This window comes from Brevibacillus sp. 7WMA2 (genome assembly GCF_010748895.1).
Lineage (GTDB): Bacteria > Bacillota > Bacilli > Brevibacillales > Brevibacillaceae > Brevibacillus_B > Brevibacillus_B halotolerans.
This window is the reverse complement of the sequence record NZ_CP048799.1, coordinates 5131502-5157439: the sequence shown is the minus strand read 5'-3', so window position 1 is coordinate 5157439 and position 25938 is coordinate 5131502. Positions and strand designations below refer to the sequence as shown.

Genomic DNA, 25938 nt, shown 5'->3' with positions numbered 1-25938 from the left:
AAGCCTGTCAAGCCTCTCATATAGATGGTAATAAGAAAATGAATCATAAAGAGAGGATGGGATCGTGTTATGCGCAGTCATTCCGCCTCGGTGATGACGGGATTATTTCTAACGCTTGGACTTGTCTTGCTAGGTTCTATTTTTGCTGCATTACTTCTTTCCTTTACCAGTGTCAAGGAAAGCTCTCTACCTTACTTTAGCTATGTCATTAACATTTGCAGCTTGTTGATTGGCGGCTTTGTAACGGGGCGCAAATGCGGCGCACGCGGCTGGTATTATGGAGGTTTAACCGGTTTAGGCTATTTCTTTCTCGTCTTACTGATCGGTTTCCTAGGCTTTAATGCTCCGCTTAATTTTTCAACCTTATTGTACACTCTCTTTGCCTTTCTTATCGCAGGGATTGGCGGTGTTTTCGGTGTAAATACAACCAATCGGCGAAAATATTAGGCTTATAGATCAAAGGGCATGATCTGTTGACAAGGAAAAAAGCTGTTAGCATATCGCTAACAGCTTTCTTGTGTTTATGATTTATTTCGTATCTTCAGCAGGTGCTTCCAGTTCCTCTTTTTTCGTTTCCGCTACTTCTTTAGTAGGGCTAGAAACTGAAACAGCATTTACTGCACCGCGGTCGAACGTCATGTGTACATTGTGAGAAACCTTTAAAATAAGTGTATCGTCAGTAATGTCTTGGATAGTGCCATGCAGTCCTCCAATTGTTACAACGCGATCCCCTTTTTTCATAGCTGCCAACATTGAATTGCGTTCTTTATTACGTTTTTGTTGAGGGCGAATCAACAAAAAGTAAAAGATCACAAACATAATAATAATCGGCAACAATCCACCTAAACCTTGCATGGTTCATCCTCCTTAGTTCTTAGAAAGATCTATTTTCACCCAATCCATATTGGGCAAAAAACTGGTCTCTGAAATCTTTCAAACGATCTTCACGGATCGCTTGGCGCACTTTCTCCATCAATTTAATGAGGAAGTGCAGATTGTGATGCGTAGTTAAACGAATGCCAAAGGTCTCTTCAGCTTTGATCAAATGACGAATGTAAGCACGCGTATAATTCTTGCACGTGTAGCAGTCGCAATTAGGGTCAAGTGGAGTAAAATCGCGCGCAAACTTTGCATTGCGTACGACTAACCTTCCTTGGCTCGTCATGCATGTCCCATTTCGAGCTATACGAGTTGGCAACACACAGTCAAACATATCAATTCCACGAAGCGCCCCTTCTATGAGGGCATCTGGAGAACCTACACCCATTAAATAACGAGGTTTGTTATCCGGAAGCAATGGAACTGTGTAATCTAGCACTTCATACATTAACGGGAATGGCTCACCTACGCTAAGTCCGCCGATGGCATACCCCGGGAAGTCCATCTGTACAAGGTCACGCGCACTTTGTTCCCGTAAATCCTGATACATACCGCCTTGTACAATCCCGAATAAAGCTTGAACTTCCTTGCGCTCGTGCGCGCGTAAGCAACGCTCTGCCCAACGGGTTGTCCGCTCCATCGATTTTTTTACATAATCGTACTCGGCTGGATACGGGGCACATTCATCAAAAGCCATCATAATATCGGCACCAAGTGCATTTTGAATCTGCATCGCTTCCTCAGGTCCAATAAACAGCTTTTCCCCGTTTAAGTGAGAGCGAAAAGATACACCCTCTTCTGTAATCTTACGTAAATTGCTTAAACTAAATACCTGAAATCCACCACTATCTGTTAAAATAGCTCCGTTCCAGTTCATAAATTTATGCAAGCCACCTGCTTCTTTAACGATCTGGTGACCCGGACGCAAGAATAGATGGTACGTATTACTTAAAATAATGTTAGCGCCCATCCCGCTGATTTCTTCAGGGGACATGGTTTTAACTGTGGCTTGAGTCCCAACCGGCATGAATGCTGGGGTTTCAAAAGTACCATGCGGGGTATGAACTCGTCCCAGTCGTGCGCCAGTTTGTTTGCACGTTTTAATTAATTCGTAGCGTACTGCCAAAGTCTCTGCACTCCTCAATAACCAGATGTGAACACCATCTGTTTTATTAGCATGTTTTTCCTACGTCTTATCTATTATAAAAGGTATGATCACGAATCACAAGAAAACGCATAAAAATTCTTTTATTTAATTAACATCGCATCTCCAAAACTAAAGAAACGATACTTGCGGGCAATCGCGTCTTGATAAGCACGAAGAACATTTTCACGTCCAGCCAAAGCACTAATTAGCATGACCAGCGTTGATTTAGGTAAATGGAAGTTTGTTAAAAGCCCGTCAATAATCGCAAATTCATAGCCAGGATACATAAAAATATCCGTCCAGCCAGATTGAGCAACTAGCTTGCCACCATGTTCTTTTGCAATAGTCTCCAGCGTTCTACAAGATGTAGTGCCGACAGCAATGACACGCTTACCTGCCTCTTTTGCACCATTGATCAGATCAGCCATTTCCTGTGTCAATTGATAATGCTCAGCATGCATAACATGCTCTTCAATCACATCTGCTTCCACCGGACGGAAGGTTCCCAATCCCACATGCAAAGTAACATAGGCTAGTTTAATCCCTTTTTGCTGAAGCTTATCCAAATATTCTTGTGTAAAATGCAAACCTGCTGTCGGTGCCGCTGCAGAGCCTACTTCCTTAGAGTAAACAGTCTGATAGCGTTCGCGATCATCTAGTTGTTCATGAATATAAGGCGGCAGGGGCATTGAGCCTAATCGATCTAAAATCTCATAGAAAATTCCCTCGTAGGAGAATCGAACAATTCGTCCTCCTGTTGGTGTAATCTCTTCGCAAACACAGCGAAGCATACCATCACCAAACTCTATCTCAGTCCCTACTTTAAATCGTTTCCCTGGACGTGCTAAGGTTTCCCAACGGTCATCCCCAAGCGACTTAAGTAACAGAATCTCAATTTTAGCCCCTGTCTCGCTTTTTACGCCAATCAAACGGGCGGGCAACACGCGACTGTCATTAACAACCAGCACGTCCCCCGCTTCTAAATACGTAAGTAAGTCCGTAAACTGCTGATGAGTTACTTCACCTGTTTGTTTATCAAGAACAAGCAAGCGAGACCCTGTGCGATCCTCAAGTGGATGCTGGGCAATCAACTCTTCAGGCAGGTCAAAATCAAATAAAGTTACATCCACGTCTCTCTAATCTCCTTTTTTGCAATTCATTGCTGTTGGACAAATCCTTCTAAGACTCAGAAGGCATCGGGAGTTGAAAATGCGTGTAGCATGCTGGTGTCGCAATACGTCCACGCGGTGTTCGCTGAATGAACCCAATTTGTAGTAAATAAGGCTCACAAACATCTTCAATCGTTTGTGATTCTTCCCCAATGGTAGCTGCAATCGTATCTAGTCCTACTGGTCCGCCTGCAAATTTTTCGATGATGGCAAGAAGTAATTTATGATCAATATGATCGAGTCCGCAAGCATCCACCTGAAGTCTGACTAAAGCTTCATGGGCAATTTCTTGGGTAATAATTCCTTCGCCCTGAACCTGAGCGAAATCCCGGACACGTTTTAATAAGCGATTGGCAATACGCGGTGTCCCTCGGGAGCGCCTGGCAATTTCTAGAGCCCCACCTTCTTGCATCCCAATTTGCAGGATGTCTGCTGCACGCGACACAATGAAAGCTAATTCTTCAATTGTATAAAATTCCAAACGATTAACGACCCCAAATCGATCGCGCAACGGAGACGAAAGTAAGCCCGCACGCGTCGTAGCCCCTATTAAGGTAAAGGGCGGCAGGTCAAGTCGGACATTGCGAGCACTCGGCCCTTTTCCGATGATGATGTCTAAAGCAAAATCCTCCATTGCTGGATACAAGACTTCTTCTACACTGCGATTTAGTCTATGTATCTCGTCAATAAACAGCACATCCCCCTCTTGAAGATTCGTAAGGATGGCAGCTAAATCACCTGGTCGTTCAATCGCGGGTCCAGAGGTTGTTTTTAGGTTCACACCTAGTTCATTAGCTATAATCTGGGATAAAGTTGTCTTTCCTAAACCTGGAGGTCCATATAATAATACATGGTCCAACGCCTCTTTTCGCATTTTAGCAGCTTCGATAAAGACCTTTAAATTCTCTTTTACCTGCTTTTGCCCGATGTATTCGGATAAGAAGCGAGGACGCAAACTAAATTCATTCGCATCTTCTTCCCACTGCATATGGGTGGTAATAATCCGATTATCGTCCATCTTTTTTTATCCCCTCATAAAGAGCGCAAGCCCCTGTTTAATCAATTGTTCTACACTAGCCCCCGATTTAGCTGATTCCAGCAATGTAGGACGAATCCCTTGTGTTTCGTTGTCTGAATAGCCTAAAGCCATCAACGCCTGCATAGCTTCCTCTAAAGCAGCCATATCGGAATTTCCCTTCACCAATAAAGATTCTGGTGCAGTTGTAACCAGCATAGACGGTGTAAAGCCCTTCAACTTATCTTTCAAGTCTAAGATCATGCGCTGGGCCGTCTTCTTCCCAATCCCAGGAAACTTTGTTAAATAAGTCACATTCTCTTGTTGAACAGCAGAAACAATTTGGTCAGGTGTAGCCCCAGCCAAGATAGCTAATGCGCCTTTTGGTCCGATGCCATTCACATCAAGCAGTCGACGATATAAATCACGTTCATCTCTGGTTGCAAATCCATATAAATGAATCGCATCTTCACGTACATGGTGATGCGTAAATAATCGGCAAGACTTCCCTTCATCTTTCACAAAATAATAAGGATTAGGACAAAAAATGCGGTAACCAAGCCCACCTGCTTGCACCACAACGTATTCCGTATCTATATATGAGACAATTCCTTCTACAAAATCAATCATTTCTTTGCACCTTCCGATATATCATAATACGTGCGGCTTTGAGCATGTGTAATCGCTACACCTAATGCGTCTGCTACGTCGTCTGGTTTTGGCACTTCTTTTAACTTCAATAACATCCGTACCATTTCTTGAATTTGCTTTTTCTCAGCTCCACCGTAGCCAGTCACTGCCTGCTTGATTTGCATTGGTGTGTATTCAAAAACCGGGATACCTTTTTGCTCCGCAGCCAAAATAATAACACCCCGAGCCTGTCCTACAGTAAAAGCCGTGGTCACATTTCGGTTAAAAAACAATTTTTCTATGCCCATTTCATCAGGCTTATATGTTTCCAAAAGCTCAATGGTAGCATCATACACTTGACGCAATCGTAACGGCACAGGTGTATGAGCTTCTGTCTGTATGCTACCATACTGTACAGGCTTTAAGGAACTTCCTTCTTTATCGATAAAACCAAACCCGACAATTGCAATCCCCGGGTCAATTCCGACTATCCGCATTCCATTCTCTCCGCTTCTTCCTGTCTTCCTTTAACTGTAACACAAACCAGACAGATTGCGAACATGCATTTCCGTTGAAAGTTTGATAACCCCATTATAAGCAATCGAGCCCTAGCTTTTTCTATCGTTCCACCCCTAAGCCCATTTCATTGATTCATGACAGAGCACGCAGAAAAAGCCTGCTGAGATATTCTCAACAGACTCCCCCTGCCTCGTTTCATAACGTGGGACGGCCAATTAGTGTTTGTTCATACCAAGCTCATCAGCTAAGTCATGCTGCATATGGGCGTAATCGTCTACTTCGTGCTGCATCTGATTCTCGATACTATTTATTTTTCGATAGTCCAATTTGTTATGACCTTGGTTGAGCTGAACATACAAGCGTTGATGGAACTGGTCTTTGTAGCTTCCTCTAGGCATTGAAGACATACAAGAACTCCTCCTTCACATGGCCGTCCCCTACAGTATGTGATGTTGATGATTGCGGTATGTATCCCGATTTTACCTATTGGCATTCGATCAGTAATGGATAACAAGCTTAGAATGAAATGGATTTCTGGAAGCATCCTATAACTAAAGTCGATTTCATTTGTCATTTTAAAGGGGGACATATTATGAAGAAGAAATCCTTTTCTAGTCTCTATTTTCTGCTAATCTGCTTTTGTTTACTATTTTCCCCCACCACTGTTTTCGGAAAACATCATGTGTACGTAAACGAAACAAATAAACTCGTTCCATTTTCCCCGGGTTCCCTGCCTCAAGGGGGCATTACCATCATTGTAAAAACCTCTGTACATGCTGCTTTTCAATCGAAGCTGACAATATCAGGTCAGGAAAAATGGGGGCAGCTAATTGAAGCTAGCCCACGTATTTCAAGCTTTGAACCAGAATTTATTCGGGCTATCATCTATACGGAAAAAAATCGTTATCTATATAGTGATGAGCAGCGGTTATTTGAACAAGACTCCTATCGGGAAGTACTAGTAACAAATTCATTGCGTACACATCTTGAAAAATGGGTTTCTTTAACAGAACAAAAGCATTACGGTTTATTATCGCCGTGGAGCGAGGTACAACAAAACTTTAAACGTATGGCTTACGGAACTGTCACAGATATTGAATCAGGTGAACAATTCCGTGTACAGCGTCGAGCTGGTAGTGATCATGCTGACGTACAACCTTTAACCAAGCAGGATACTCTCATTATGAAAAGGATATATCAGGGGAAATGGAGCTGGAAAAGGCGCGCCATATTACTGACCATAAACGGAAAACATTATGCGGGTTCCATGCACGGTATGCCTCACGGTGGTGATGGAATTCCTGGAAATCAATTTAATGGGCATTTTTGTATTCACTTCTTAGGCAGCTCGACTCATAAGCGTCATGAGCCGGATGCTGGCCACCAATTTATGATTCAAAAAGCGGCTGGAACACTCTATTCAGCTCTGCGGGAGGCTAGCCCGCTTCAAATTATTGATTATTATCTCACCTGTCTGCGGGAAGAAGAGCCTCTTGCTTCCTTTTTGGTTGCGGGATCACCAAGCTCTCTGACATCCATGAATGATCCCGTGTATGTTCGTGAACGGTTGCACCCGCTTTTAGATAAGATGACAGCGGAGGAGGAAACTAGCGATATGTTTTCAGTCACCATCCCTGTCAAACTCTCCTATGCTAAGAAAGGGAAAAACTATCAAAGAATCTGTTATTTTACCTTAGTAAGAGGATCACAATGGGATCGTTGGCGAATCGCCGAAATGGAGCTTGTTGGTGAATAACAAAAAACGGTGATGTAAAAAGGATGTTCCCTAAGCAATCTTGCTGTTCGGAACATCCTTTCTTACCTTTTAACCTGAAATTGTCGTTATACAGAGACCGTTTCTGAGGTCGTCTGAGAAGCGTTTTTAACCGCCTTATCTTTTCGAGCCAAACAAATATTTAATACAATCGCGGTTAACGAGCCTGTAACGATTCCATTTTGCATAATCATCTTTGCCATACCTGGTAGCTGATCAAACATTTGTGGAACCACTGCGGAGCCTAAGCCTACTGCAATACTGCAAGCTGCAATTAAAAGATTTTCATTTTTGGATAGATCGACACTCGATAAAATATTAATACCCGATGCAACTACCATCCCAAACATAGCAATCATAGCCCCGCCTAGTACAGCATCGGGAATAACGGTTGTAAGTGCAGCCAATTTTGGCAGCATTCCCAATGTAACAAGAATTACGCCTGCTCCCATAATGGCTTCTCGACCTTTGATCCCCGTCAATGAAAGAAGCCCTACATTTTGTGAGAAAGCTGTATAGGGGAACGCGTTAAAGACACCACCCATTGTAATAGCAAGGCCTTCTGCACGTAAGCCTTTTACTACTGTTTTGGAGTCAATCTTGGTGTCCGTTACTTTTCCAACAGCAAAATAAACACCGGTAGATTCCACCATACTGATTATATTGACGATTATCATCGTTAGAATTGCCATTATATCAAAGCGCGGCGTACCGAAATAGAATGGTTGTACAATGCTGATCCAGGAGGCAGTCCACACATGTGAGAAGTCAACCATGCCTAAGAAAAAGGCGATCATGGTACCCGTCACAAGTCCAATCAATACGGCAACCGATCGAATAAATCCAGTAAAAAAACGATTAAACAACAGAATTAAAAGCAAGGTTAAAAAAGCTAGAAGTAAATTAGTAGGAGAGCCAAAAGATGCACTGCCTTCCCCACCAGCCGCATTCTTCATCGCGACAGGAATTAAGGATAAACCAATGATGGTAACGACTGAGCCTGTAACCACTGTTGGAAAAAAGCGTAGTAATTTACCAAACAAAGGTGCAAATAAAAATACAAAAATACCAGATACGATAATAGCACCATATGCAGTTGTTAAGCTGTTCCCTGCTGAAAGGGACACGGCAATGATGGGCCCTACTGCTGTAAAAGTACATCCGAGCATTACGGGAAGTCCCGATCCAATGTACCTTCCGCCATAGACTTGAAGCAAGGTCGCAAGCCCGCTGGTGAAGAGGTCCGCCGCGATTAGATATGCCATCTGTTGTGGTGTTAATCCCAATTCTTTACCGATAATAAGCGGAACGATAACAGCCCCTGCATACATCGCTAGAACCTGTTGAAAGCCCAAGGTAAATATCTTTTGCTTGCTTAACATTGCGCTCTACCTCTCCCTTTTTGCCTTACGATTTGCAGGCACCGATTTCCTCGATAAACTCAATACCTGTTTCTGGGGACATCGATTTAATTCGAGCTAACGAATGAATAGCAATCCCTCTTTCCTCAAGCAAGCCTCGGCCTTCCTGAAAGCTTTTTTCGATAACAGCACCTACGCCAACCAATTCGGCACCAGCTTCTTTCACAATGTCGCACAATCCTACTAACGCAGCTCCAGTAGCTAGGAAATCATCTACGATTAGTACGCGCTCACCCGGCTTTAAATAGGCTTTAGCCACACTAATCTGGTATGTTTCTTTACGTGTGAAAGAATGCACAGATGCCGTATATACATCATCCGATTGCGTAATTGCTTTTTTCTTTTTTGCATAAACAAAAGGGACTTGTAGCGCAAAGCCTGTTGCCATTGCAAATTGAATTCCACTCGCCTCGATTGTTAAAACCTTCGTAATGTTTTCTTTAGCAAATCGCTTCGCAAATTCTTCCCCGATCAGCATGGCTAGCTTGGAGTCCACCTGATGATTTAAAAAAGCATCTACCTTTAAAACCGTATCGGACAATACGTTTCCGTCCTGACAAATTCTTTCCTGTAATACCTTCATGAGTAGCCAAAAGCCCCTTTCCACATTTGCAACAAAGTATTTTAAAAAAACAAAAAAACCCAAAAGGACAAGGCACTTGAATAACAATGTTCAAGTGAAACCTGTCCTTCTGGGTTTTTATCCCTTAGGTGTACTTTGTATATAACAAAGCTTGCATCGCTTGGACCAGCCCTCTTGTCAACAAACGGATAACAAAAGCGGAACCCTAGATGCACTTTCACTCGTAGTCAGATGAGATGATCGGTCATCTGGTAGAAACTTATGGGCCATATCCCCAAGAATTATACGAGTCATTTGAAATTGAATAGGTACACTGTAACATACCCACTATTTTTCGACAAGCAGGAAACACATCCCGCTCCCAAACAATATTTTCCCATTATAAATAGGAAGCGATTACATAGTAGAGAATATTTGATCTACCCTTTCTCCTCCTAAGATTCAAACAAATCAGTCCAACAAAAAACAACCAGCTTTTCTCATCAATCGAAATGCAATAGAGAAGCTAATTGTTTTTTTTATTACTCAATAAATGAGCGGACTTTTGATTACTGAGGCTCAATCTGTCGTTGAAATTCGCTAAAAGTAGATAAAATACTGTTATATTCAGCGAGATCATGTACACGGATACCTTTATACAAATGTCCAAGCTCTTCTTTAGAAAGGCTCGCTTTCATACTATCCGTGTTAATTCGATAAAAGGTTTGAATCACTTTCTGATAATCTGGCAACCCTTCAAAGAAGGTTAAAAAACCATCAGGTGATAAACCAAAGTAACCCTTCTCTTTACAAATAGGAGCAAGGTCATTCTCTTCTTTATGTAGCACAATATAATCTGGATGAACCGAAACCAGCTCCCAGCCGGCATACGGTTTCAATATTTGCTCTAAGGTTTGTTCTCTTACTTCTTTTTTCTCCTCATCCGTTACACCGCATACGTATGTACGGGTTAAGACGACCTGTCTTGGCATGGAGAATACAGGGACACTTTCATTCCCTTCCATTTGCGATAACATCCTATTTTTATCTACTTGATTCGTCAGCTTCATTTCAAGACGAGAAACCCAGAATCCCAATACTAAGCCTATTGTTAACACAAGAAACAACATTAGCCATTTCCACTTCAGTTTTGCTGGGCGCAATGATTTGAGCATAGCAGAAAAACCCCTTTAGATGGCGTTTTTCTCCTATTATTCTCCATCTGCAACGAGTTTTATACAATAGTAGATCACCGAATAAATCACGAACGTTTTTAATATGAGTTATATTATATTTCGTTATTATTGTTAGTGTAAGCGTTTTTTATGTCAGTCATTTCCCGTTTTACTCGTAAAATCTTCGTAATTTTTGTGTTGCTCCTCCCGATTTATCTGTCGAAAATGAAAAACTTGTGATATGATCGAACTTGTCCAATTCTCATCATTTTATAATATTTTAAGGGGGCTTTTCACTTGAAGAAGACACATCTACACAGTGTGCTAGCTACCTCCATGGTGCTAAGTATGTTTGCTCTTCCTACAGCTCATGTAGGTGCAGAGGGAGAAAGCATTATTAAATTACGTTTAATGGAAACAACTGATATCCATACAAACGTAGTGAACTATGACTACTATAAGGATGCTCCGACTGATCAATTTGGTCTAGCTAAAACAGCTACCTTGATCAAGAAAGCACGTGCAGAGGTTACAAACAGCGTTTTGTTTGACAATGGTGACTTGATTCAAGGAAATCCGCTTGGTGATTTCATTCATGAAAAAGGATTGAAAGATGGAGATGTTCATCCAATTTACAAAGCGATGAATCTACTTGACTATGAAGTAGGCAACATCGGTAACCATGAATTCAACTTTGGCCTTGATTATCTTCAAGCTTCTCTTAAAGGCGCAAAATTTCCATACGTAAACGCTAACATCTATATCGACGACAAGGATAACAATCCTGACAACGATAAAAACTACTTCACACCTTACCACATCTTTGAAAAGAAAGTAAAAGATGAAACCGGAAAAGAAGTAACAATTAAAATCGGTGCAATCGGATTTGCTCCTCCACAAGTAACTGCTTGGGACAAAGGTCACTTAGAAGGGAAAGTAATCGCTAAGGATATCATTGAAACGGCGAATAAATTCGTTCCTCAAATGAAAAAAGAAGGGGCAGACATCATCGTAGCAATTCCTCATTCTGGATTTGAAAAAGCTCCAGCAAAAGGAAATGACGAAAATGCCGTTTACTATCTAAGTAAAGTAGAAGGCATTGATGCTATCCTGTTTGGTCATGCGCACAAGCTATTCCCAAGCAAAGATTTTGATGGAATTGAAGGCGTTGACACAGCAAAAGGTACGATCAATGGTATTCCATCTGTTATGCCAGGCTTCTGGGGCGATCATCTAGGTGTTATCGACCTAACTCTTAAACAAGTAGATGGAAAATGGCAAGTGGTTGATTCCACAACTGAAGCTCGTCCAGTTTATGATGCTGCTACCAAAAAAGCTCTTGTAGAAGCTGATAAGGATATTCTTAATGCTGTAAAAGAAGACCATGAAAACACTTTAGGCTATGTTCGTGGACCAGTTGGCGAAACAAAAGCCCCAATCAACAGTTTCTTTGCATTAGTTAATGACGATCCATCTGTTCAAATCGTTTCAAACGCACAAAGATGGTGGGCAGAAAAAGCAACGCAAGGAACGGAATATGAAGGTACTCCAATCTTGTCTGCAGCCGCACCATTTAAAGCAGGTGGACGTAACGGTGCTGAATACTATACAGACATTAAGGCTGGAACAATTGCTGTTAAAAACGTTTCAGATCTATATATCTACCCAAATACAATTAAAGCTGTATTAATCGACGGTAGCCAAGTAAAAGAATGGTTAGAGCGTTCCGCTGGACAATTTAACCAAATCGATCCAACCAAAAAAGAAGAGCAAGCATTAGTTAATGATGCTTTCCCAACTTATAACTTTGATACATTGGATGGTGTAGAGTATCAATTCGATCTGACTCAGCCTTCTCGTTATGATATCAAGGGTACTTTGGTTAATGAAAAAGCAAATCGTGTAATTAACCTGCAATATAACGGTAAACCTGTCGATCCTAAGCAAAAATTCATCGTGGTAACAAATAACTATCGTGCTTTCGGTGGCGGTAACTTCCCTGGTATTGATGGTTCTAATGTCATCATCGATTCTCCAGACGAAAACCGCGAAGTGTTAATTAACTACATTAAAGAGCAAAAATCCTTCAATCCAACCGCTGATGGAAACTGGGGTTTTGCACCAATCAAAGGTGACATGAAAGTAACACTAACCTCTTCTCCTAAAGCAAAAGAGGTTGCTGAAAAGCTCGGATACATCAAGTATATTGGTGAGGGAGAAAACGGTTTTGCTAAATATACCATTGACCTTTCTACTACAACTCAAAAAGTAGCTGAATCTGCTGACGCTTCTAAAGAAGACGTGAAAAAAGAAGAACCTAAGAAAGACGATGCTTCTAAAGAAGACGTGAAAAAAGAAGAACCTAAGAAAGACGACGCTTCTAAAGAAGACGTGAAAAAAGAAGAACCTAAGAAAGACGACGCTTCTAAAGAAGACGTGAAAAAAGAAGAACCTAAGAAAGACGACGCTTCTAAAGAAGACGTGAAAAAAGAGGAACCTAAGAAAGACGATGCTTCTAAAGAAGACGTGAAAAAAGAAGAACCTAAGAAAGACGATGCTTCTAAAGAAGACGTGAAAAAAGAGGAACCTAAGAAAGACTTGAATAAACTAGTTGCTGTTCGTACAACGGCTGAGGGCTTAGGTATTCAAGTAGCCTACGACAATAAAACAAGAAGCGTTACTTTGACTAAAGGAGATGCAAAACTTGTTTATGTCCTTGGGGCTTCTGAAGTAATCGCTAATGGTAAAACCTTAGAAACAAATTCCGACATTGTGAAAAACCGTCTATTCCTACCAGTTGGTCTTTTGGAGGAAACATTCGGAGTAACAATTAAATAATTCTATGCAATGAAAAAAGAGAAAGGAAATTCCTTTCTCTTTTTTTTACTAAACCAAAACCGTCCCCTACTCTATACGAATAATTTTATCAAACATGGACTCCATCGCCTCAGTTGCCACTCGGAATGGCCCGTATTGTTTATGCTCCTGAGTAATCTGCCAAATTGCTTCATGAACATATTCGGGATAATCTGTAATTACCCCATCTACCCCCATTTTTAAGAAGGTATAAATGGCATCATAGCTATTGGCAGTCCAGACATAAACAGCTTTATTTAACGATTTTGCTTCCTTCAATACAGACTTGTTCAGCATGTATTCCTCCATTACGAAAAAATCACCTGGCAAGTCTTTTAAGCCTGTTCGATTAGCAAATAATACAAACCCTACCTGTAAATTTGGATTTGCTTTCTTGACGTTGTACACTACTGTATCATGCAAGGACTGGATAACGCATTCCGTTTCAAAGCTATTTTCTTTTATGATACGCAGCAGGTCCGTGATAACCTCCTGTTCCTGCTCGTGTCCATGTAGTTTTACCTCAATATTTAATTTGATTTTGTTTTTCGCATATTTGATGACTTCATCTAATGTACTAATCTTTCCAGTATCTCTTCCTTGACGCAGTGTGACCTCTCTTAACTCCGCTAACGTCATGTCATAAACATGTTTATCTACACCTGCAAGCCGAGCTAAATTAATATCATGTATAACGACAAGCTGCTTGTCTTTCGTCTGTAGAATATCAATCTCAGCATAGTCAGCATGTGCATCAATAGCTCCTTGTATGGCTTCCAGAGTATTTTCTACCCCTTTTTCTGTTGCTCCCCGATGTGCCATCGTTATTGGTTTATGCTCGAAAGCTGGAAACACATACAAAAAGTTAACAACAGCTATAATAATCACACTAATGATAGCCATGTAGCTAATAAGTAATTTGTACTTATGTCTTTTTACAAATGTAGGATGTTTATCTGGACAGACATGAGGATCATCCATTACGTGGATCTCTTCCTCACCAGCTTTACGAATATAAAACCAAGTCATAATAGACAGCATTAATGGTGTTAAAAAGATGGCAAAAATATAAATAAGATGCGTATATACTATCGCCCCTAAAGCAGCCAGATAGCCGTTGCCTGTTGATGTAGAAAGTCGGTACAATAGTTCAGAAACCCCATCTACAGATAAAAACAATAAGAACAGCCCTGCAATGGTAAAAAGAGCTACAACCACAATACGCCCTAGATTTTTTTTTACAATTTCCCCACTTTTTTTAGCCGCTCTCCAAAAGCTTTTCTCCTCAAGAACTATAATTGGTAAAGCAAACATCCAACGAATGTTAATACAAAATACTACGAAAAGTACACCGATGTACAAATAAACGCCATATTCCATTTTAAATAATTCGCCTGTAATAAAATTAGGGATAGCTAATGTCGGAAGTAAGGTGCTACTGACCCCCAGCTTCATCAGAGGACGCAGTAACAATAGATAGAGGGCAAAAACGGGCAACGAAAAAGTAAACAGGGCCTGTAATGGTGATAACGCTTTACGTAGCACAAAGCGTAAATGCACTTTCTGTTCCTTACCTGCATAATAGATCAATAGGATTAACACGGCAAACTCATAAAATATAATCAGAACAGAAAATATCATCAGCAACACACTGGCTAGAATTCCATACTCCGTGAGAAAAAAGTATAAGAGATCCTTATTTGCTGCATAGGTATAGCCACTCTGTTGGATTAAGTTTTTCAACACTACTGATAAGAATGGAATCACAATTATGATCGTAAATAGACGATACATAATCTCAAATAACAAGATATTCCAGAAAGAATACTTTAACGTTTTCCACACATATTTGAATAAATTCATCCCGTTTTCTCCTTATAACTCACCATCTTTATCTTTTATGATAAACCCTGTTGATTAGTCGATTCGTTATGAAATCATGTTTATAATTATAGGATAAAATTTATTTCTAAGTAAAGTTTTACTAGAAATCACAACTGCTTTCATGAAAACTACATGATTTTCTTCCTGTGAAGCTGCCTGCACACATATAGAGCTTGTTTTCATAAATGTAGCGATGGATTTTTTGAACAAAAAAGAGCGACCTGTTGTCGCTCCTTTATTAATAATAGCCTTCTTTAAAGAACCTTCTACGTTCACGTTTTAATTTGCGTTCCAGTTGCAATAAATGTGTGACACTTTTTATTCGGTAGCCTGGTAGCTTATTATAGATACCTGTAATTTCACGTAAGGGATTATCTGGGTAACGGAGTAAATGATAAATCATTTGAATTTCATCATCAGATAAATGCTTAATCTTGTGATAAGATTCGATTGCCTGATGATAAATACGCTTATCGTAATTATGCAAAAATAGCATACGACTTGCTATCTGAACCAGATCTACAATTTGCATATCAGGAGCTACAGTATCTAAATCAATTAAATAACAACTACCCGATTCCTTAATTAAAAAATTGTGACTAGCTACATCTCGATGAGCTAAGGTGCCGTAATAATGAGCCTGCTCCATTTGCTGATTAATTGGCATTTGATTAACAACCTGTAAGACTTCCTGCCCATCTCTCTTAATCTCTTTCGCCATGCCTTGAATCATTAGCTCAAATCGATTTTGCGGACCGCGCGTAGCAATTCGTTTGGAAATTCGCTGAAATTGTTCCAGTCTCCTCTCCCATTTTTCTAAAATAGGCGGTTTGCTGAATTCCATTTCTGATAAAAAAGGGTAAGTGGGAAAACCCTCTGCAGCTAGGTGAAATCTAGCCAATGCAGTCACTGATTTTTTAATGTCCCCTACATTTGTATAAGTAGCATCTCTACCATTTATTTCTTTCATGACAGTGTAGAATCGGTCTCCAATCGGTTGCACTTTATGACCATAGGAGTTCGCTACGTATTTCACGGTATTATAAAAACCTTGTTCTCGCAGTACGTCAGCTAAATGCGTAACCCATAAGGCCTTCTCTTCTTCCGCATACCCTTTGACAATCCATGCCCCTCGATCGGTGCGAACAGAAAAAACGCTTCGTTGGGCTTTCATCCCTACTATCTTACAGCTAAACGCTTTTTCTAACGCTTTTATAAAGTTGGCATCCATTTAGACTGTTTACCTTCAGAAAGGTGTAAACGAGGATTCTTCATGACCTTTATCCCATTTTGGCCACATCTCTGGACGAGGTACATTAGGATTGGTAGGCATGTGTTGTACGTGATGTCCATACATATCTGAAGATGAATGTGGGTAGGGTTGAACATGCGGGCAATGTTTGGACTGCGGATACTGCTTCATATGCGGATACTGCTTCATATGCGGATAGGGCTGTGGCATTGAAGGTGCCGGGTAAACAGGTGGATAAGGATTGATCGGTTGATGGAACCCTGACTCTGAGTAAGGATAAGCGGTTTTATGTTCTGGAGTGCAATCATCCTCCACCCATTTATGAGCATGGGAAATACTACTTTCCTGACATGAACTATCTGCTTCTCTAGGTCGATGATGTGGCTGTGGACTCTGTTCCATGCAACTGCTTGTGCTAGAAGGACTCATACTTGTTATGTGATCTGGAGTACATGAACTAGAAGTAGTAGATGAATACTCCGAACATTCTGGTTTACAATCAGGCGGGCAAGGTGCTACGGCTGGCGGATACATTGGAATGACTATTGGCGGTGGACATATCGGCGGTGGACATGGTGGACATGGTGGCGGCGGACACATAAGTGGATATGGCATGGGTACTGGAAACGGTCTTATCATTGGTGGCTGTGGCCGCATTGGTGGACATGGCGGACATGGCGAACATGTTGGACATGGCGGACATGGCGGACATGTTCGACTTGGTGGACATGGTGGACATGTTGGGCATGGTGGACATGGTACCGGTTTGGGCATTTCTTTCTTGGGTGGCAGTGGTTTAGGTTGTGGTACTGGTCTTGGTGCTGGTATAGGCATTTCTTTCTTGGGCGGCAATGGTTTAGGTTGCGGTTGCGGTACCGGTCTTGGTGCTGGTCTTGGTATAGGTACTGGTATAGGTATTGGGATTGGAACACGTCGTTTGGGCATTTCTTTCAAAGGTGGAATCTCCCTTTTTGGCATTTCCTTAGGCGGTGCTGGCATTACTGGTGGTGGAGATGGTACAGGCGGTACAGGCGCAACAGGTGGCGGCATCATTTCCGGTGACTCCATCATTTCCGGTGACTCCATCATCTCCGGTGATTCATATGCTGGAGGTATTGGCATCTCCTTGCTCGGCATCTGAGGCACAGGTCTTTCTTTCATCGGTCTTTCCATGTGCGGTCGGTGTTCCATTCCCGGTCTTCTAGGTTTACCTGTTGGTATTTTTACTCTCATTCCAGGCATAATTTTATCCGGATTTTTTATTGTTGATTTGTTTAGATTCAATAGTTCTTGAAAGTCGACACCATATTTCTTAGCAATCTTCCACATGGTGTCCCCTTTTTGTACGATATGGATTTTCACTACTGCCTCTCCTCTCATACTTGAGTCCCTACCATGTTATGCGCCTCTAGGCGTTTTGCTCCTGTTCAATTTATCGCATAAAAAAAACAGAGCCATAAATATTTACCGGCTCTGTTCTCCGTTATTTTTAGATTTCTTTCCTTTATTTGTATACTTTTACACCATCTACTTGGACATAACGACGGAATTCTTCCAGCAATTGTTTTGTCACAGGACCTGGTTTTCCGTCACGAATTACTCGTGCATCTACTTCTGATACTGAGATTACCTCTGCTGCTGTCCCGGTCAGGAATACTTCATCAGCAATATAGACATCATGACGAGTGAAAGGTTCCTCTTTAACCACATAACCTAGTTCTCTAGCGATATCCATAATCGCTTGACGTGTAATGCCATCCAACGCACCTAAGTATGTAGGAGGCGTATAAATGACACCTTTTTTTACAAGAAAAATATTATCGCCTGATCCTTCAGTTACATAGCCCTCGCTATTTAGCATTAACGCTTCACTAACACCAGCCATGCTAGCTTCCATACGCACCATAACGTTGTTTAAATAATTTAGAGATTTAATCTTTGGATTCAATGCATCTGGTTTGTTGCGACGTGTTGGAACTGTCACAATTTTTAATCCTGTCTCATATAATTCTTGCGGAAATAGTCGAAGCTGTTCAACAATAATAACAATATTCGCCCGTTTACAGCTACGAGGATCAAGACCTAAATCCCCATCGCCACGCGAGATTACAAGTCGTATATAGGCATCACGCAGTTCATTTTTTCTAACGGTTTCGACTACTGCATCCATCATTTCTTCTATTTTCATTGGAATAACGAGCATGATGGATAGTGCGGATTCATATAAACGTTCGATATGCTCTTGCAAGCGGAATATATTACCATTATAAACACGAATTCCTTCAAAAATTCCATCGCCATACAAGAAGCCATGATCATAGACAGAAATTTTTGCATTTTCTTTTTCTACAAATTCACCGTTTAAGTAGATCAACTGCTGCGTCATGCTACTTCACCCTTTTTTCTAACGTTTTTGAATAGTATAAATCTATATGCAACATAGCGTCAATTCTTTTCACCTATACCCCTATAGGCGAACACTGGATAGCTACCCAGTAAACGAACCTGACACCCTAATGCCTCTATCTCCGCAAAAGCGCCTGGCATTAACACTGTGTCCATGCCCTGTACGATATCCAATACAAAATAATAGCTACCCAGACCTTTTTTCGTAGGTCGTGATTCGATGCGGGACAAATTCAATTTGCGCCAAGCGAATGCTGCCAATACCTGATACAGTGCCCCTGAATAATCTTCGGGTAATGTGACCAATATGGTTGTTTTATACTTATCAGATACCGGTAAATCTAACTGACTTTTTCCCACCAGCACAAATCTCGTAAAATTGTTAGCATAGTCCTGGATGCTTTTTTGAGCGAGAAAAAGCGGGTATATTTCTGTATTTAATCTCGTTCCAATAGCCGCCCATGGTTGATCTGGTTCTTCACTTACAAGTTTAGCTGCTGACGCCGTACTGTTGGTATATTCAATCTCTACATGTGGCAAGTATTTTTGTAGGAACAAGCGACATTGGGCAATCGCATGCGAATGAGAGAAGACCTTTGTAATCTGCTGGAATAAAAGAGGCTTTGGCCTAACTGCCATTAATAGGTGCTGTGTGATTGGTAGAGCCAATTCTGCTAAAATAGGCAGTTTCTCCCCATGTATTAAGCCATCCATCGTTAAATTAACTGTTCCTTCAATTGAATTCTCAATGGGTACCACACCAAAATCGGCCTGATTCGTATTAACTGCTTCCAGCACATCAAGGATGCTTACATATGGCTGAGTTGTAAGCTCCTCTTGAATAGGCAAATGACGTACTGCCTCCTCTGTAAATGTGCCAGAAGGTCCTAAAAAAGCTAGTGTTCTCCCCATTATACTTCATGCTCCCATCTGATGTTTTTCTATGCATTATGCTGTATATACAGGGCTTGTGTCAATAATTGCCCCATTATCATCAGGAAAGAGAACCATAGTAGAATAGCTTAATTGATTTTTCTGCATTACTTGTTCAATAAATTGTAACAGTCTCTGCTCTGCTTGATCATGTTCGAAAAAGCAAAGAATGGTTGGCCCTGCTCCTGACAAGGCTGCTCCTAAGGCGCCGTAATCCTGTGCTTTTTCTACAATCTCAGATAGGCCTGGAACTAATGCTGTACGATAAGGCTGATGTAGACGATCCTGCATAGCAGTAGCCAATAAATCTAAACGGTCTTGAGCAAACGCAGCAACCAATAAGCTTGCACGTGAAATATTATAAACCGCATCTTCACGGGAATATTGATCAGGCAATGCTTTCCTCGCTTGATGAGTAGACAATTCAAAATCAGGAATGACTACCAGTGTCTTCAATCGCTCAGGAACCGAAAATTTAGCATAAGGAACTTGCTCAGCTTCATTATCTGGTAACGCTGAAATAATTAGACCCCCAAATTGTGAAGCTCCTACATTATCTGGATGTCCCTCCCAACGGCTGGCAAACGTAAAGAGCTGTCCGTCTGTAAACGGCTTACCTGCAAGGACATTCGCTGCGATTAGAGCACCTACAACTGCCGCTGCACTACTGCCAAGCCCTCTAGTCAAGGGAACCTCAGTCTCTACCTCAATAAATAATTCAGGTATAGGAAGCGAGGCCTTCTCAAATAAGAAGGCCGCCACTTCGTAAAGTAGATTGGTTTTATCTTGAGGCAAGCTAGCAAGCTCTGGTCCCACTAATCGAATCGCAGTTTGCTCGGCAATGCTCATGGTTATGGCTGTATAAAGCTGGAAAGCAAGACCGATTGTATCAAAACCAGCACCCAGATTGGCTGTGCTAGCTGGTACTCTCACTGTTACTTTCTGTATTGACATGCTGACACCTACTTTACTTTTTGATCAGTCCCATGACATCTTCTCTTGTTGCAGGCACTTTCACGGGTTCATTGGCAATGGTCTTAATTGCGATGCTCGGATCTTTTAAGCCGTGCCCAGTCAAGACGCATACGATGCGAGCTCCTTGTGCCAACTGTCCCATCCGGTGCAATTTAATGATACCCGCAAAGGAGGCTGCAGAGGCAGGCTCACAGAAGATGCCCTCTTTTTTAGCCAAAAGCTGGTACGCTTCTAAAATCTCCTCGTCTGTGACACTTTCTATGCGACCATTTGACTGCTTCAATGCCTGTAAAGCTCCAGCTTTGCTAGCAGGATTCCCGATACGAATCGCTGTTGCAATTGTTTCAGGCTGTTCTACAGGATGCCCTAAGACAAGTGGGGCTGCTCCTGCTGCTTGAAATCCATACATTTTTGGTAGGGCGGTAATCTTACCTGCTCGATGATATTCTGTAAAGCCCTTCCAATAAGCTGTGATATTACCTGCATTTCCAACTGGAATTGCTAAAATATCAGGAGCTTCTCCTAAACGATCACATATCTCAAAGGATGCTGTTTTTTGCCCTTCAATTCTATATGGATTTACCGAATTAACTAAAGTAATGGGCTCTTCTTGTGTAATTCGTTGGACAATGCGCAAGGCTTCATCAAAATTGCCGTTGATTGAAATGACTTCTGCTCCATAAGCAATTGCTTGGGCCAATTTACCCAGGGCAATGTTTCCATCTGGAATTAATACGATACAACGCAGTCCTGCACGAGCTGCATAAGCGGCAGCGGCAGCAGATGTATTACCTGTTGAAGCACACATAATGGTATTGCTTCCCTCTTCCACTGCCTTGGCAACTGCCATCACCATGCCTCGGTCCTTAAAGGAGCCGGTCGGATTTAACCCCTCATATTTAAAGTGAAGCTCTACTCCCCACTCTTCAGATAAGCGAGCTGCATGGACCAATGGAGTATTTCCCTCATGCAGGGTCAAAAGAGGCGTATTTTCTGATACGGGCAAAAATTCTTTATACTGTGCGATAATCCCTAGTCTATCCTTACTCATTATGAACAGCACCTGCTTCCTTATCTGTACCCTCCACCTGATAGTAGCTCTTAATTTCGCTAATCACATCCATGCCCTCTAGCGTTTTTAGTACGGATGCCACATTATATTTGGAGGAAGTATGTGTAACCATTACAATCTCGGATTGACCGCTATCCTGATACGGCTGTTGGATAACCTGATCCAAACTAACATCCTTTTCTGCTAACAGGTTTGTAATTTGAGCAAGTACGCCACGCTTATCTGCAACGATCAGTCGTATGAAGTATTTCGAGAATTTTTTATCATCAGTTTTTAGCTTTTTCTCTTTGTATGGGGCCACTGTTCCACGTCCATTTACACCTAATTTCATATTTTTTACTACGCTAATCAAATCAGAAACCACTGCTGTAGCCGTTGGCATCTCACCAGCTCCAGGTCCATAAAACATCGTTTCTCCCACCGCTTCCCCATGAACATACACCGCGTTAAACACGCCATTCACAGAAGCTAACGGGTGAGACTTATGAACCATTGTAGGCTGTACGCTTACTTCAATCTCATCGTTATCGCGACGTGCAATTCCAAGCAGCTTAACTTCGTAGCCTAATTTTTTTCCGTAAGCAATATCCTCTTTATTAACCTTGCTAATACCTCTTACCTGTACATCTTCCAAATTCATCGGAACACGGAAGCCCAGTGTAGAGAGGATTGCCATCTTTCTAGCGGCATCGAAGCCTTCCACATCGGCAGTCGGATCAGACTCTGCATATCCAAGGGCTTGAGCTTCAGCCAGTACTTCCCGATATTCAGCCCCTTCCTTGCTCATTTTCGTCATAATATAGTTAGTCGTACCATTTACAATCCCCATCATTTTAGTGATTCTGTCCGAGGAAAAGCCTTCTACCAAAGCGCGAAGTATCGGAATTCCCCCAGCAACACTCGCTTCATAAAAAACATCGCATTTTTTTTCTTGTGCTTTATGCAATAGCTCTGCACCATGCAACGCCATTAAATCCTTATTTGCAGTGACTACATTTTTCCCTTTTGCAAGAGCCTTTAGCAGATAATCTTTTGTAGGGTGTATGCCACCAATTACCTCAACAATGACATCAATATCCGGGTCTTCTATTAAATCATCCGCGTTCGTGGTGATTTTCTCCTGATCAATTACGATACTCCGGGCTTTTTCTTTGTCCTGTACCAGAATCTTATGAATCTCAATGCTCAGACCCGTTTGGTTAAACAGGTCCTCCTGATGAGCGTCCACAATCCGAACTACACCTGTTCCTACCGTTCCAAGTCCCATCAAGCCTACTTTTACCTGCTTTTTCTCCATGCTTACGCCTCCTTGGTTGTCCTCGTTATTAGCCTCTGCCCACGATTAATGCCTTGCGTACTCCTTGTAGCTTTTCAAGCAAATCTAAAAACTCCGTCGTTGGCATATGTAGCTGTGCCATATCTACAGACATTGCTACATTGGCAATCCCTTGCAACGGAATGGTTTGATTGATTGTTAGGACATTCCCGCCTTTTTCTGCTACAAATTGCAATACCCTTGATAAAATACCTGAACGATGCTCCAACGTAAGACTCACGGTCATAATCTTTTCACTCATCATGGCATTGAAAGGGAAAATCGCATCTTTGTATTTATAGAAAGCACTACGACTCAGTCCAACCCGCTCGACCGCTTCATTCACCGTGTCAATTTCGCCTGATTCTAACAGTTTTTTTACTTCAATCGTCTTCGCGATCGATTCTGGGAGGATGTCCGCTCGAATTAAATAGAATTTTTCATCTCGTTTACTCATGTGTCCTCCTGAAAAATACAAGTGTTTTCTTATAAAGGACATTATACGCTGACTCTGATACTATGACAACCCCAAAAAGCGGATTACATGAAAGCGACTATCGACGTACACACTAGGCTGTGACAGTAAAACAGGCAAAAACCCTATACTGTCCATGTTTTCCCAATCAAAAAATGTACCATCTTACTCTAATAAAGGAGGTGTAACAAATGGGTGGACGTGGAAAATCTGATAAATCACAAAGACGTAACCACAATGGTGTTGGAAAACCGGGATCGCTGGATCAATTCGGGAAAAAATTAGATGAGAAGCGCATGGCTGTTTCTCCAAATTATCAGATAGACAACGAGCGCGGAGGCTGATTGACGCTCACAAAGCAAAATAAAAAGGCACCTCGTTATGGTAAACGAGGTGCCTTTATTAAGGTTTATGATAACATCGTCTTGTGGTAGGCGATTAGCTCAGCATGCTGAGCAGGATCAACATCTGTGATCGAGAGCGTAACAATTGTGATATTATTATCAAACCGCTTTTCAATTACTTTCGTCATAGCTACTACTTCCGTTTTCGTACGTGGAATTACAAACGAGAGATTAACAAAATCCCCCTTTGCCAAATAACCATCTGTTCCTACATGAAGCTCCTTTTCCGAAAAGCTAAGGAGTACTCCCTCTCCCAGCTCTTCATTCGGTTTAGCTCCCATTCGCTTGTAAGGAACATTAATAATAAAGTCAGGATTCACCAATTGTTGAGCCTGATTTTCTCGATTACCAGACTGGTTATTCGTGAGAGCGGATGCATCTTGCTTGCTTCCCTTTAATTTTGCTAGGATAGCTTGGCGAGTAGCATCATGAGAGCTTTCAACAGAGGAAGAGGTTTGTCCTTTCTGCTGCTTCGATCCCTCAGCTACTGATTCTGTGCGTACAGGGAGTAGCCCCATAATCACAACCGGCCATGCGATCTTCTCTGTATATACCTCGTAGGCTTGATACTCCTGACCTTCATTGAAACGCACATGAAGAATACAACCCAAAAAAGAAGGATTCGCCTGATCTAAAATACAAGAGAGTAGTAAATAATCTCCCTTCTGATACTCTATCATAGCATCCTTTAGAGCAACGGATTCATTTTCACGTGATACATGTACAATGGTTCCGCGTACAAGCTGTCTGTCTTCCCCCATAGTCCCCATCTCACCACACTCACTTTTAACGAAAGTTTACTCTTGGAACTCAAATTCAAATTTACCAATCTGAACGGTATCCCCGTCTTTCGCACCACGTTCACGAAGGGCCTGATCAATTCCCATAGTGCGCATCAAACGTGCAAAACGTTGTATGGAGTCATAGCTGTTCAAGTTAGTCATCTTCGTTAATTTTTCAAGCTTCTCACCACTCACCACAAATACGTCATTCTCTCTTGTAATGACAAATGGTATTTCTTCTGGCTCTGCTTTAAATACAACTCTTTCTTCTACTTCCACTACTTCCTCTACTTCGAAACGCTCTGGGATCGTCTCAAGTAAATCACTAATAGCATACATGAGTTCTTGTACACCCTGACGAGTGGCGCCAGAAATCGGATATATTTTCGCATCTGGACATTTTTCACGGAAAGCCTGTAAATGCACTTCTGCATCCGGCAAATCCATTTTATTAGCCACAATAATTTGTGGTCTGTCTTCCATGCGGGCATTGTAATGTTTAAGTTCTTCGTTAATTTGAAGATAGTCCTCGTATGGATCACGGCCCTCAGTCGCAGCCATATCAATCACATGTACAATCACCCTTGTACGCTCAACATGACGTAAAAACTGATGACCAAGCCCAACACCTTCATGAGCACCTTCAATAAGGCCTGGCAAATCAGCCATTACAAAGCTTTTTTCACCTAGGTCTACTACACCTAGATTTGGAGCGATTGTTGTGAAATGATACGCAGCAATCTTAGGCTTTGCTGCTGTAACGGAAGATAGAAGCGTTGATTTTCCTACACTTGGATAACCAACTAAGCCTACGTCCGCAATCAGCTTTAATTCCATACGAATATAGCGTTCTTGACCTGGTTCACCGTTCTCCGCAATCTCTGGAGCCGGATTAGAAGACGTGGCAAAACGAATATTACCTCGTCCGCCGCGGCCACCTTTAGCAATAATTGCACGCTGACCATGTTCAATAAGATCAGCAATCACTTCTTGCGTATCATCATCGTACACGGTAGTACCTGGAGGAACACGAACGATCATATCCTCTGCTCCAGCACCGTGCATTCCTTTCGTTCTTCCGTGTTCACCACGTTTTGCTTTAAAATGTCGTTGGTAACGGAAATCAATAAGCGTACGCAACCCTTCGTCCACGACGAAAACAACGTTCGCTCCCTTACCACCATCTCCACCCGCAGGACCTCCGAGTGCTACATACTTTTCACGACGGAATGAAACTGCTCCATTACCGCCGTCTCCACCTTTTACATAAACTTTTACTTGATCAACAAACAC

General features: G+C 41.7%; 26 protein-coding genes, 1 pseudogene and 1 riboswitch. Of the genes and pseudogenes, 5 read left to right on the top strand and 22 right to left on the bottom strand.

What is annotated here, in order from left to right:
- The first annotated feature begins 69 nt into the window (after positions 1-69).
- Positions 70-447: a TIGR04086 family membrane protein gene (locus GOP56_RS22280; RefSeq protein ID WP_003338348.1), complete on the top strand. Its 378-nt coding sequence runs from the start codon at positions 70-72 to the stop codon at positions 445-447.
- Between the two features lie 81 nt (positions 448-528).
- Here the strand turns inward: GOP56_RS22280 and yajC are convergent, their stop codons facing one another.
- From yajC to GOP56_RS22245, 7 genes are all read right to left on the bottom strand, one after another.
- Positions 529-855, bottom strand: a complete 327-nt coding sequence (yajC, locus tag GOP56_RS22275) for a preprotein translocase subunit YajC (protein WP_003338350.1) — start codon at positions 853-855, stop codon at positions 529-531.
- A gap of 19 nt (positions 856-874) precedes the next feature.
- Positions 875-2005 carry a tRNA guanosine(34) transglycosylase Tgt gene (gene tgt / locus GOP56_RS22270; RefSeq protein WP_163246668.1) on the bottom strand — a complete coding sequence of 377 codons (1131 nt, stop codon included), beginning with the start codon at positions 2003-2005 and terminating at the stop codon, positions 875-877.
- Between the two features lie 122 nt (positions 2006-2127).
- Positions 2128-3156: a tRNA preQ1(34) S-adenosylmethionine ribosyltransferase-isomerase QueA gene (queA, locus tag GOP56_RS22265; protein WP_163246667.1), complete on the bottom strand. Its 1029-nt coding sequence runs from the start codon at positions 3154-3156 to the stop codon at positions 2128-2130.
- 49 nt (positions 3157-3205) lie between these two features.
- Entirely contained in the window at positions 3206-4213 is a 1008-nt protein-coding gene (ruvB, locus tag GOP56_RS22260; protein ID WP_003338353.1) for a Holliday junction branch migration DNA helicase RuvB, read from the bottom strand.
- A gap of 6 nt (positions 4214-4219) precedes the next feature.
- Positions 4220-4840: a Holliday junction branch migration protein RuvA gene (gene ruvA / locus GOP56_RS22255; RefSeq protein ID WP_003338354.1), complete on the bottom strand. Its 621-nt coding sequence runs from the start codon at positions 4838-4840 to the stop codon at positions 4220-4222.
- Positions 4837-5337 carry a crossover junction endodeoxyribonuclease RuvC gene (ruvC, locus tag GOP56_RS22250; RefSeq protein WP_003345320.1) on the bottom strand — a complete coding sequence of 167 codons (501 nt, stop codon included), beginning with the start codon at positions 5335-5337 and terminating at the stop codon, positions 4837-4839. Before ruvC ends, ruvA begins: the two co-directional genes overlap by 4 nt.
- A gap of 237 nt (positions 5338-5574) precedes the next feature.
- Complete coding sequence (locus GOP56_RS22245) at positions 5575-5766, bottom strand: hypothetical protein (protein WP_003345319.1); 192 nt, start codon at positions 5764-5766, stop codon at positions 5575-5577.
- 185 nt (positions 5767-5951) lie between these two features.
- Here GOP56_RS22245 and GOP56_RS22240 point away from each other — a divergent pair, with 185 nt between their 5' ends.
- Entirely contained in the window at positions 5952-7115 is a 1164-nt protein-coding gene (locus GOP56_RS22240; RefSeq protein WP_163246666.1) for a hypothetical protein, read from the top strand.
- 86 nt (positions 7116-7201) lie between these two features.
- Here GOP56_RS22240 and GOP56_RS22235 read toward each other — a convergent pair whose 3' ends face one another.
- The 3 genes from GOP56_RS22235 to GOP56_RS22225 form a co-directional block, all read right to left on the bottom strand.
- Positions 7202-8515, bottom strand: a complete 1314-nt coding sequence (locus GOP56_RS22235; RefSeq protein WP_022585786.1) for a nucleobase:cation symporter-2 family protein — start codon at positions 8513-8515, stop codon at positions 7202-7204.
- Positions 8516-8540: 25 nt separating this feature from the next.
- Complete coding sequence (locus tag GOP56_RS22230) at positions 8541-9137, bottom strand: xanthine phosphoribosyltransferase (protein WP_003345316.1); 597 nt, start codon at positions 9135-9137, stop codon at positions 8541-8543.
- Positions 9138-9341: 204 nt separating this feature from the next.
- Positions 9342-9446: riboswitch (purine riboswitch) on the bottom strand.
- A gap of 239 nt (positions 9447-9685) precedes the next feature.
- Positions 9686-10291, bottom strand: a complete 606-nt coding sequence (locus tag GOP56_RS22225) for a BofC C-terminal domain-containing protein (protein ID WP_022585787.1) — start codon at positions 10289-10291, stop codon at positions 9686-9688.
- Positions 10292-10588: 297 nt separating this feature from the next.
- Between GOP56_RS22225 and GOP56_RS22220 the strand changes: the two genes are divergently transcribed.
- Positions 10589-13129 carry a bifunctional 2',3'-cyclic-nucleotide 2'-phosphodiesterase/3'-nucleotidase gene (locus GOP56_RS22220; RefSeq protein ID WP_163246665.1) on the top strand — a complete coding sequence of 847 codons (2541 nt, stop codon included), beginning with the start codon at positions 10589-10591 and terminating at the stop codon, positions 13127-13129.
- 66 nt (positions 13130-13195) lie between these two features.
- Here the strand turns inward: GOP56_RS22220 and GOP56_RS22215 are convergent, their stop codons facing one another.
- From GOP56_RS22215 to GOP56_RS24125, 3 genes are all read right to left on the bottom strand, one after another.
- Positions 13196-15010 carry a glycerophosphodiester phosphodiesterase gene (locus GOP56_RS22215; RefSeq protein WP_003338363.1) on the bottom strand — a complete coding sequence of 605 codons (1815 nt, stop codon included), beginning with the start codon at positions 15008-15010 and terminating at the stop codon, positions 13196-13198.
- Positions 15011-15269: 259 nt separating this feature from the next.
- On the bottom strand, positions 15270-16262 hold the full coding sequence (locus GOP56_RS22210; protein ID WP_163246664.1) for a phosphotransferase: 993 nt from the start codon (positions 16260-16262) through the stop codon (positions 15270-15272).
- Positions 16263-16277: 15 nt separating this feature from the next.
- Positions 16278-16685, bottom strand: a complete 408-nt coding sequence (locus tag GOP56_RS24125; protein WP_254068753.1) for a hypothetical protein — start codon at positions 16683-16685, stop codon at positions 16278-16280.
- Positions 16686-16821: 136 nt separating this feature from the next.
- Here GOP56_RS24125 and GOP56_RS24120 point away from each other — a divergent pair, with 136 nt between their 5' ends.
- Positions 16822-17424: a hypothetical protein gene (locus GOP56_RS24120; RefSeq protein ID WP_254068751.1), complete on the top strand. Its 603-nt coding sequence runs from the start codon at positions 16822-16824 to the stop codon at positions 17422-17424.
- A 131-nt stretch (positions 17425-17555) separates the two neighbouring features.
- On the opposite strand, the pseudogene GOP56_RS24115 reads toward GOP56_RS24120, so the two are convergent.
- The 7 genes and pseudogenes from GOP56_RS24115 to GOP56_RS22175 form a co-directional block, all read right to left on the bottom strand.
- Positions 17556-17612 (bottom strand): annotated as a pseudogene (locus GOP56_RS24115) (LysM peptidoglycan-binding domain-containing protein); the annotation flags it as partial.
- Positions 17613-17787: 175 nt separating this feature from the next.
- Positions 17788-18669 carry a branched-chain-amino-acid transaminase gene (gene ilvE / locus GOP56_RS22200; RefSeq protein WP_003338366.1) on the bottom strand — a complete coding sequence of 294 codons (882 nt, stop codon included), beginning with the start codon at positions 18667-18669 and terminating at the stop codon, positions 17788-17790.
- Between the two features lie 59 nt (positions 18670-18728).
- Positions 18729-19601 (bottom strand): prephenate dehydratase, encoded by an 873-nt coding sequence (gene pheA, locus GOP56_RS22195; protein ID WP_163246662.1) that lies wholly within the window; start codon positions 19599-19601, stop codon positions 18729-18731.
- Positions 19602-19637: 36 nt separating this feature from the next.
- Positions 19638-20576 carry a homoserine kinase gene (gene thrB / locus GOP56_RS22190; protein WP_163246661.1) on the bottom strand — a complete coding sequence of 313 codons (939 nt, stop codon included), beginning with the start codon at positions 20574-20576 and terminating at the stop codon, positions 19638-19640.
- A 13-nt stretch (positions 20577-20589) separates the two neighbouring features.
- Positions 20590-21648, bottom strand: a complete 1059-nt coding sequence (gene thrC, locus GOP56_RS22185) for a threonine synthase (protein ID WP_163246660.1) — start codon at positions 21646-21648, stop codon at positions 20590-20592.
- Positions 21641-22966 (bottom strand): homoserine dehydrogenase, encoded by a 1326-nt coding sequence (locus GOP56_RS22180; RefSeq protein WP_003346145.1) that lies wholly within the window; start codon positions 22964-22966, stop codon positions 21641-21643. Before GOP56_RS22180 ends, thrC begins: the two co-directional genes overlap by 8 nt.
- Before the next feature lie 28 nt (positions 22967-22994).
- Complete coding sequence (locus GOP56_RS22175) at positions 22995-23441, bottom strand: ACT domain-containing protein (protein ID WP_003338373.1); 447 nt, start codon at positions 23439-23441, stop codon at positions 22995-22997.
- A gap of 209 nt (positions 23442-23650) precedes the next feature.
- Between GOP56_RS22175 and GOP56_RS23515 the strand changes: the two genes are divergently transcribed.
- A complete protein-coding gene (locus tag GOP56_RS23515) occupies positions 23651-23803 on the top strand; it encodes a hypothetical protein (protein ID WP_003338374.1) in 153 nt (50 codons plus the stop codon).
- A gap of 65 nt (positions 23804-23868) precedes the next feature.
- On the opposite strand, the gene GOP56_RS22170 is transcribed toward GOP56_RS23515, so the two are convergent.
- Entirely contained in the window at positions 23869-24624 is a 756-nt protein-coding gene (locus GOP56_RS22170; RefSeq protein WP_003338375.1) for a PilZ domain-containing protein, read from the bottom strand.
- 36 nt (positions 24625-24660) lie between these two features.
- Positions 24661-25938, bottom strand: a complete 1278-nt coding sequence (gene obgE / locus GOP56_RS22165; protein WP_003346151.1) for a GTPase ObgE — start codon at positions 25936-25938, stop codon at positions 24661-24663.